This window comes from Anaerotignum sp. (genome assembly GCF_045122575.1).
Taxonomy (GTDB): Bacteria; Bacillota; Clostridia; order Lachnospirales; family Anaerotignaceae; genus Anaerotignum_A.
Map to the genome: position 1 here is coordinate 1 of NZ_JBGVHV010000195.1, position 8,737 is coordinate 8,737.

Annotated in this window: 5 protein-coding genes; 1 reads left to right on the forward strand and 4 read right to left on the reverse strand. The window is 47.3% G+C overall.

From position 1 onward, the window contains the following. From ACJMLT_RS09530 to ACJMLT_RS09545, 4 genes are all read right to left on the reverse strand, one after another. On the reverse strand, positions 1-1,307 hold a 1,307-nt coding region (locus tag ACJMLT_RS09530; protein WP_405730012.1), incomplete at its 3' end, for a sodium-dependent transporter. A 497-nt stretch (positions 1,308-1,804) separates the two neighbouring features. Then, a complete protein-coding gene (locus tag ACJMLT_RS09535) occupies positions 1,805-3,184 on the reverse strand; it encodes a sodium-dependent transporter (protein WP_405730015.1) in 1,380 nt (459 codons plus the stop codon). A gap of 221 nt (positions 3,185-3,405) precedes the next feature. After that, on the reverse strand, positions 3,406-4,788 hold the full coding sequence (locus tag ACJMLT_RS09540) for a sodium-dependent transporter (protein ID WP_405730018.1): 1,383 nt from the start codon (positions 4,786-4,788) through the stop codon (positions 3,406-3,408). A 459-nt stretch (positions 4,789-5,247) separates the two neighbouring features. After that, on the reverse strand, positions 5,248-7,149 hold the full coding sequence (locus ACJMLT_RS09545; RefSeq protein WP_405730020.1) for an LTA synthase family protein: 1,902 nt from the start codon (positions 7,147-7,149) through the stop codon (positions 5,248-5,250). A gap of 283 nt (positions 7,150-7,432) precedes the next feature. Between ACJMLT_RS09545 and ACJMLT_RS09550 the strand changes: the two genes are divergently transcribed. Continuing rightward, a complete protein-coding gene (locus ACJMLT_RS09550) occupies positions 7,433-8,638 on the forward strand; it encodes an LCP family protein (protein ID WP_405730023.1) in 1,206 nt (401 codons plus the stop codon). The last annotated feature ends 99 nt before the right edge of the window (positions 8,639-8,737 follow it).

Genomic DNA, 8,737 nt, shown 5'->3' on the forward strand with positions numbered 1-8,737 from the left:
ACGATGAATGCATAAGCAGGTGCCAGTGTGAATTTGTTTCTGCCATCGCCTGTTGCTTCTTTGATGGATTCCTGAGGACCCCAGATCCAACCAACGAAGAATGTTGTCAGGAATGCGCCCAGAGGCAGCAGCAGTCTGTCAGTCAGGTATTCCAGGAAGTCGCCGAAGATAGGGTACTGCAGACCTTCTTTGGAGATCCAGATACCTTTGATGTTCATGTAAACCTGAGACAGTACGTACAGGATACCAACGATTTCCATGATAACGCAGCAGCCGATAAGTGCTGTTTTTCTCTGCATACCTTTTTCTTCTGTCAGGAATGCTACGCAGCCTTCCAGAATGGAGGTAGAGGATGTGATCGCTGCAAAGAACAGCAGGAAGTAGAAGATCATACCGATGAACTGACCGCCGGGAATTGCCATAAATACACCGGCCAGTGTAGCGAAACCGAACGCACCGCCCATACCGGGAGCGATACCTGTAGCGAATACAGCGGGGATGATCATGAAGCCTGCGAACAGAGCTACCAAAGTATCCAGAGTACATACGATTGCTGTGTTGGAAACCAGGTTATCTTCTCTGGACAGGTAGGAAGCGTATGTGATCATAACACCCATACCAAGAGACAGGGAGAAGAATGCCTGACCCAGAGCTGTCAGGATAGCTGTACCGTTGATTGTAGAGAAGTCTACGTTCAGCATGTATTTCAGACCTTCGTCTGCGCCGGGCAGAGTACAGGATCTGATCATCAGACCAACCAGCATTACGAACAGAACGGGCATCAGGATGGTAGACATTTTTTCGATACCAGCTGTACCGTGGCTGATGATCCATGCTGTCAGTACCATGAATACGAAGCCCCAGCCCAGAGCACCGATAGGAAGGCCGTTTGCACCCAGCATACCCAGGAAGTAAGCCATGGGGTCAGCCCATACTGTCTGTACATCTGTGATGTAAGCTACGATGTAGTACATCGCCCAGCCGCCTACCTGACAGTAGTAACATACGATGATGAAACCTGTCAGAACGCCCAGACCGCCGATCCAAGCGAACTTGGAGTTCAGTTCTCTCAGAGCACCAACTGCGCCTTTGTGTGTTTTACGGCCGATAGTAAATTCAGCCATCATTACGGATGTACCTACGATTGCTACGATCAGCAGGTAGATGATCAGGAAAGCACCGCCGCCGCAAGCGTAAGCTTTGCCGGGGAATTTCCAGATGTTACCCAGACCTACAGCAGAACCAGCTGCAGACAGGATAAAGCCAAGCTTGGAGCTAAACTCAACACGATTTTCAGTTGTAGACATATGTATTCCTCCTTTACAAATGAAAAATCATTTTTTGGAAAACATTTGTTTCCCGGACCGTGTGTAAATCAAGAGGATCATACAACAATTTAGTAAAACGAAAAATGATAGCCTTCTTTTTCAGCGGGGCATCCTGTCCCTCCCGTAGGGTTTATCGAACCTGCAGCAGGATATTTTATCCCAAAAAGAAGAATTTGTATGATACTCCAATAATTTACAAAATGATCTAAATTCAGCATAACTGAAATGCCTGTAAATATCTATAAAAAAGATGTTAAGATTCTGGATTGTTTCCCTTAACACAGGACATTTTTCACAAAAAGGCTGTACGAAATCCATAAAATAGGGTAAGAAAAAAGCGGGTTTTGTGAAAAATTGACAAGAAAGAAGGGCAGAAAGAAATGCCGAAGGCGAAAGCTTTCGGCATTTTTTTATAATTTTTTATAATAAAACCAAAAATATATTTCATTCGGAGAAACTATCGGAAAGACGGATGCTCAGGAAATCGCCATGCCGAATACCATGCCTGCAACGATGATGGCACCGATGGCAATAGGGTCGATAAATTTTACGATCATCCGATAGGCGGGGGCTAATGTGAATTTATATTTGCCATTGGAGGTGGCTTCTTCGATGGAGTTTTCGGGACCCCAGATCCAGCCTACGAACAGAGTCGTGAAGAATGCGCCCAGAGGCAGCAGCAGTCTGTCTGTCAGATATTCCAGGAAATCACCGAAAATCGGGAACTGGAGCCCTTCTCTGGAGATCCAGATGCCTTTCAGGTTCATATAGGCCTGAGAGAGGGTGTAAAGCACGCCGATGATGTAGAGAACAACGCAAAGACCCAGGATGGTCGTCTTTCTTTCTGTACCTTTTTCTTCCACCAGAAAGGCTGTCACGCCCTCCAGAATGGAGGTGGAAGAGGTGATGGCGGCGAAGAATAGCAGGAAGTAGAACAGCACGCCGATGAACTGACCGCCGGGAATGGCCATAAACACGCCTGCCAGTGTAGCGAACCCAAATGCGCCGCCCATACCGGGGGCGATGCCTGTAGCGAATACTGCAGGGATGATCATGAAGCCTGCAAACAGGGCGACCAGCGTATCCAGCGTACATACGATTGCTGTATTGGTAATCAGGTTATCTTCGCTGTTCAGATAAGAGGCGTATGTCATCATAACGCCCATACCAAGAGACAGAGAGAAGAATGCCTGCCCCAGAGCTGTCAGAATGGCTGTGCCGTTGATAGCAGAAAAGTCTACATGCAGCATATAGTCCAGACCGACATCTGCACCGGGCAGCGTGCAGGAGCGGATCATCAGACCGATCAGAAGCACAAACAGAACAGGCATCAGCAGGGTGGACATTTTTTCGATGCCGGCAGTGCCGTGTACAATGATAAAAGCCGTTAATGCCAGAAAAACCAGACCCCAGATCAGAGCAGCCAGAGGGAATCCGTTTGCGCCCAGCATATTCAGGAAGTAGGCCATAGGATCGGCCCAAATGGTGCTGACATCAGTCAAATAAGCAGCAATGTAATACATGGCCCAACCGCCCACCTGACAATAGTAACACAGAATGATAAAGCCTGTCAGAACGCCCAGACCGCCGATCCAGGCAAATTTTCTGTTCAGTTCCCGCAGAGCGCCGACCGCATTTTTGTGAGTTTTGCGGCCGATGGTGAATTCTGCCAGCATGACTGTGGTACCCACTACGGCAACGATGAGCAGATAAACGATCAGGAAAGCGCCGCCGCCGCAGGCATAAGCTTTGCCGGGGAATTTCCAGATGTTACCCAGACCGACGGCAGAACCGGCTGCAGACAGGATAAAACCGATCTTGGAGCCGAATTCAGCACGATTTTCAGTTGTAGACATAGTATTCCTCCTTTACAAAAAAACGTAAGATTTGAAAACAGTTTTGTTTTCAGGATGATTGCTTTTCCGGAAATGCATAAAAAGGGATGAGAGCCTTCTTTCCAAAGATATGCAGCAGGGAGCAGCATCTTGCGTTTTTTGCAAAAGAAAAAGGTCGGAGGGGGAGCCTCCGACCAGAAAGTCGCATTTATTATGCAATTTCGTTATGCCTGATCCTCTGATTAGGAAATGGACATACCGAATACCATACCTGCAACGATGATAGCACCGATAGCGATAGGGTCGATGAATTTAACGATGAATTTGTAAGCGCCAGCCAGAGCAAATTTGTTTCTGCCGTTACCTGTAGCTTCGTCTACGGAGTTCTGAGGACCCCAGATCCAACCTACGAAGAATGTTGTGAAGAATGCACCCAGAGGCAGCAGCAGTCTGTCTGTCAGGTATTCCAGGAAGTCGCCGAAGCCGGGGTATTCGATACCTGCTTTGGAGATCCAAACACCTTTCAGAGGCATGTAAACCTGAGACAGCAGGTACAGCAGACCAACGATTTCCATAACGATACAGCAGATAACCAGTGCTCTCTTTCTTTCCCAGCCTTTTTCTTCTGTCAGGAATGCAACAGTACCTTCCAGGATGGAAGTAGAGGATGTTACAGCTGCGAAGAACAGCAGGAAGTAGAACAGCATACCGATGAACTGACCACCGGGGATAGCCATGAATACGCCAGCCAGTGTTGCGAAACCGAACGCACCACCCATACCGGGAGCGATACCTGTAGCGAATACAGCGGGGATGATCATGAAGCCTGCGAACAGAGCTACCAGAGTATCCAGTACGCAAACGATACCAGTGTTGGAAACCAGGTTATCTTCGCTGGACAGGTAGGAAGCGTATGTGATCATAACGCCCATACCCAGAGACAGAGAGAAGAATGCCTGACCCAGAGCTGTCAGGATAGCTGTTGTGTTGATTGTGGACCAGTCAACATGCAGCATGTAAGCGATACCTTCGTTTGCGCCGGGCAGTGTGCAGGAACGGATCATCAGACCGATCAGCAGAACGAACAGAACGGGCATCAGGATTTTGGACATTTTTTCGATACCAGCTGTACCATGGCTGATGATGAATGCTGTCAGCAGCATGAAGATCAGACCCCAAACGATAGCACCTACAGGCAGACCGTTTGCACCCAGCATACCCAGGAAGTAAGCCATGGGATCAGCCCATACTGTCTGTACGTCTGTGATGTAAGCTGCTACGTAGTACATAGCCCAGCCACCAACCTGACAGTAGTAACATACGATGATGAAACCTGTCAGAACGCCCAGACCACCGATCCATGCGAATTTTTCATTCAGCATTCTCAGGGCACCTACAGAGCCTCTGTGTGTTTTACGACCGATTGTGAATTCAGCCATCATTACGGATGCACCTACTACTGCTACGATGATCAGGTAGATGATCAGGAATGCGCCGCCGCCACATGCGTAAGCTTTGCCGGGGAATTTCCAGATGTTACCCAGACCTACTGCGGAACCCGCTGCGGACAGGATAAAACCTAAGGTGGAACCAAACTCGGCACGATTTTCAGTTGCGTTAGACATATGTATTCCTCCTTACATAAGAAAAAATAGATGATAGCGTGGAATGAAACTCATTCCAATGTTATCCTTTGACGAAAAATGTTTCGTCAGATGAAAATTTTCGTCTATATCAATTCCCTCCCTCATGCCTTGATGCATAATCATGTATATCAAGACAGAAATTGACATAGCCATTAAATTCAAGACCATTTTACACCATATATTTCATAATTTCAATAAAAAAGTGAAAAAATTAACCATTTTTTTGTTCATAGTTGTGTACTAAATTTAGTACAATAAATCAAAAAGGTGGAAAAATGACTGGAAATATATGGAAAAAGCTGGGCTAATTTATAAGGATTTTTTGAAAAATCTGGCAAAAAAATAAGGAAATGTATAAATATATACTGTATACAATTTGAAAAAATGCAAAAAAAGTCGGGAAAAATTTCCCGACGTGAAACTTGTTGGTATTTGATTTTAAGGGTTTTTATCGTCGAAAAGCTTGTAATATTGCCAGTTTTTCAAGGTTTTTACCATTTCCATCTGCTCTGCGGAGATGTATTCCGTATAATTTCCTGCAGAATCTACATAAATGTTCTTCGCACAGACAGGAAGTTGTCTGAGAAGCTCGTAATTATAGCTGTGCAGAGGAGATTCATATTCGGGGACAAACAGTTCCAGAATCGCCGTGCCGAGGAACTGAGAGCTCATCAGACCGTCTGCAGGCAGTTCCAGTTCGGCGGCAGATGTTCGGATATCGCCGCACAGGTTTTTGGCACTGTCATTCTGCCAGATGAAATAAGGGGTTTCATATACGGCCAGCTGTTCCGCAGGGGTGCCGTTGGCATCGATGGGATAATCCAGCAGGTCGAAAAATTCCATACCGTTGGAGAAACCGGGCAGATGGTCGCCAAAGTAAACCAGAACAATGGGTTCTTCGGAATGTTCGGCATAGGCTTTCAGTCGGCCGATCTGTTCGTCGGCATCGATGATGCCTGCGAAATACTGGGTCAGCAGATCTGTCTGGTTTTCATCCAGAGAAACATCGGTGGAGAAGTTGGGGGGCAGTGTGCCGTAGTGCTTTTCATAGGGACCGTGGTTCTGGATGGTCACAGTGAAGGAGAACAGCGGGCTGTCTTTTTCCTGGATGTGGGTATCCAGTGTGTCGATGATCTTATCCATGGTCACCACTTCGTTGATATAGCCGCCGTAGCCCTGGGTTTCCAGATCAAAGGAATCTTCCAGGAAATAGCAGGTTTCGAAGCCCAGATCGGGATAAACGTTCTGGCGGTTGTAGAACCATGCGTAACCGGGGTGGATGGACTGGGTTTCATACCCCAGCTTGCTGAGCTGACGGGGCATGCCGTCGAAATCGCCGTGGATAAAGTTATAGGAAGGCAGTGGATTATCCAGATAGCGGGTAGCACAGCCGGTCAGTACGTCATATTCCGTATTGGAAGTGCCGCCGCCGAAGTTTGGCACGACAATGTGACCGCTGTAGGCGTTTTCGCTGTTGGCGATGGCCTTGAAGTTCTGCAGGGGATCGCGGTAGCCGCTGAAATCCAGATGTTCATTTTCGCTCATATTGGAAAAGGCTTCTCCCATGATCATGATGATGTGGGGATATTCCTTTTCTTCGGGGGCGTTCCACTGTGTTTCTTCCAGATTGGCAAAGTACGTTGCATCATAGCCTTCGGGGGCTGTCATTTTTGTGATGTTATACTGATGCAGGAAGGAATAGATCATCCCTTTGGTGTTGTACTGATTTACCTGAAAATAGGGGTTGTCTACGGTAGGGTAAGCGTCATAACGGGTTTTGTCAGCATAGATGAACTGGTTGGCACCGAAGGCGCAGGCGATGACCAGCACCAGCCCGATGACACGGGGGATCGGAGACACTACAGTTTTTTTGGACTTTATGAAGCTGAGGACAAGCAGTGCTGCAAAGGCCAGCAGCATCAGCCCGATCAGGACAAGCTGATAGGCAGGAAAGGTTTTCAGGATGGCAACGGTTTCCTTTACCAGAGTCAGATCTGTGGGGAGCAGAGGTTCCTGGCGCATGATGACTTTCACACGGTCAACCACGGCGAAGAATAGGAACAGCACGGCTGTACCGCTGACAGAAAAGAACAGCTTTCTTGTGAGGAAGAACAGCAGTAAAATCAGCAGCAGAACAGGCAGGATGTTCCAGAGCAGCATGGTCGGTGCCTGCAGGATGCGCCAGCCGACCCGCAGGATCTGGCTGGTGGTGATCAGATAGGTGCTCCCTGTCAGAAAGACAGACCAGAAGAGAATGACCAGAGCGATGCCCGTGGGTTTGTTTAAGAATTGTTTCAGCCTATATAATAAAGAAGTTTTTGATGTATCAGATGTGGACATGAGGCGGCCTCCTTTGAGATTTATCTTTACAGATACGGATTATACGGGAATTTCAGCGGATTGTAAAGGAAGGCGAAGGATGGAGCAATGCATTTTTCGGAAATTTATTTCCTTTTTTATGTCTGCAGATGATGTATAATGAAAGAAAGAAGCGAAAATCTTGATGAAATCATCAAAAAAACGGGGAATATGGCGATTCCTGTATTGTAAGAAGCTGTTCGTTTTGGTATAATAATCATTTGTAAAAATGCAAATAACTCTATATAGAGGGAGAATACAGGTTATGGGTGAAAAAAGAGAATACAGAAGACGCCGCAGACCCTCCGATGAGATGGATATGGAGCTGCGACAGCGTCAGGTGCGCCGCAGACAGACCCGCGTGCCATATCCGGAAGAACAGCGAAGAGTCGTCAGAAATGAGCAGACATATATCGACCCCAGAAGGGTAACTCAGGGCAGAAGAATGTCCAGACGAAAGGCAGAGCAGAAAAAGAGACGGCGCAGATCCGTCCTTCTGGTCATCGGGCTGATCCTGATCCTTGTGGGTGCCTATGCGGCGGCAAAGATCTGGGTGAAGATGGATATGTGGCAGGGCAAGGCAGAAAAGTCTGATTTTGTGGTTTCCGCATCCGAACAGGAAAAGATCAAGGACGTGATCAATGTGGCGGTGCTGGGGACGGATGAAGATGGGTTCCGCGCCGATGTCAATATGCTGGTCAGCTTCAATACCACCACAAAGGAATTGCACATGATTTCCATTCCCCGAGACAGCAAAGTCGTTCTGACGGATGAAATGATCCGCCATCTGAATCAGGAGGGGGCATATATCCCGCAGCAGAACGGGGTATATGGTCAGTGCAAACTGACAGAGCTCCATGCCTATGCAGGGGAAGGCAACAGATGTGCTTTTTCTGTGGCAATGATGGAAGAAATTCTGGGTGTCAGCGTGGATTACTACATTAAATTTGACCTGACAGCCTTCAAGAAAGTCGTGGATGCCGTAGGCGGCGTTGATTTCTATGTGCCGATGAATATGTACTGGGATATGACAGATACCGGCGGCCCTCTGATCAATCTGAGAGAAGGTATGCAGCATCTGGACGGCGAAAAGGCAGAACAGCTGGTTCGTTTCCGTGACGGCTATGTACAGAAAGACCTGAAACGTATTGAAGTACAGCAGGAATTCATCATGGCGCTGATCGAAAAGGTGTGCAGTTCTGAAACACTGCTGAACAAACTGGATGATCTGGTGGAAGTTGTTCTGGATTGCACAGAAAGTGATATCACGGTGACAGAAGCGCTGAAATATGTAAAATATGTGAAAGATCTGGATCCTGCAAAAATCACCAGTGATACCGTTCCTTATCTGGGCGATCCCGGGAAATATGTAGAATTGGATGAAGAAGGTATCAAGGAACTGATCGACTGGCGGATCCATGGGATAGAACCTGTGGCGGCAGCGGATGATGCAGATTTGACGAATGAGTGAGGGATTCCATGAGCAGAAGAAGAAATCCGAAGAGAAGAAAACCATTCAACCCCATCAAAACATTTTTTAAGATCGTGATCACGATGGTAATGGCCTTTG

Excerpts from the sequence above, each read along its gene's own strand:
- ACJMLT_RS09535 (WP_405730015.1), bottom strand. The coding sequence starts at position 3,184 with ATGTCTACAACTGAAAATCGTGCTGAATTCGGCTCCAAGATCGGTTTT.
- ACJMLT_RS09540 (WP_405730018.1), bottom strand. The coding sequence starts at position 4,788 with ATGTCTAACGCAACTGAAAATCGTGCCGAGTTTGGTTCCACCTTAGGT.
- ACJMLT_RS09545 (WP_405730020.1), bottom strand. The coding sequence starts at position 7,149 with ATGTCCACATCTGATACATCAAAAACTTCTTTATTATATAGGCTGAAA.
- ACJMLT_RS09550 (WP_405730023.1), top strand. The coding sequence starts at position 7,433 with ATGGGTGAAAAAAGAGAATACAGAAGACGCCGCAGACCCTCCGATGAG.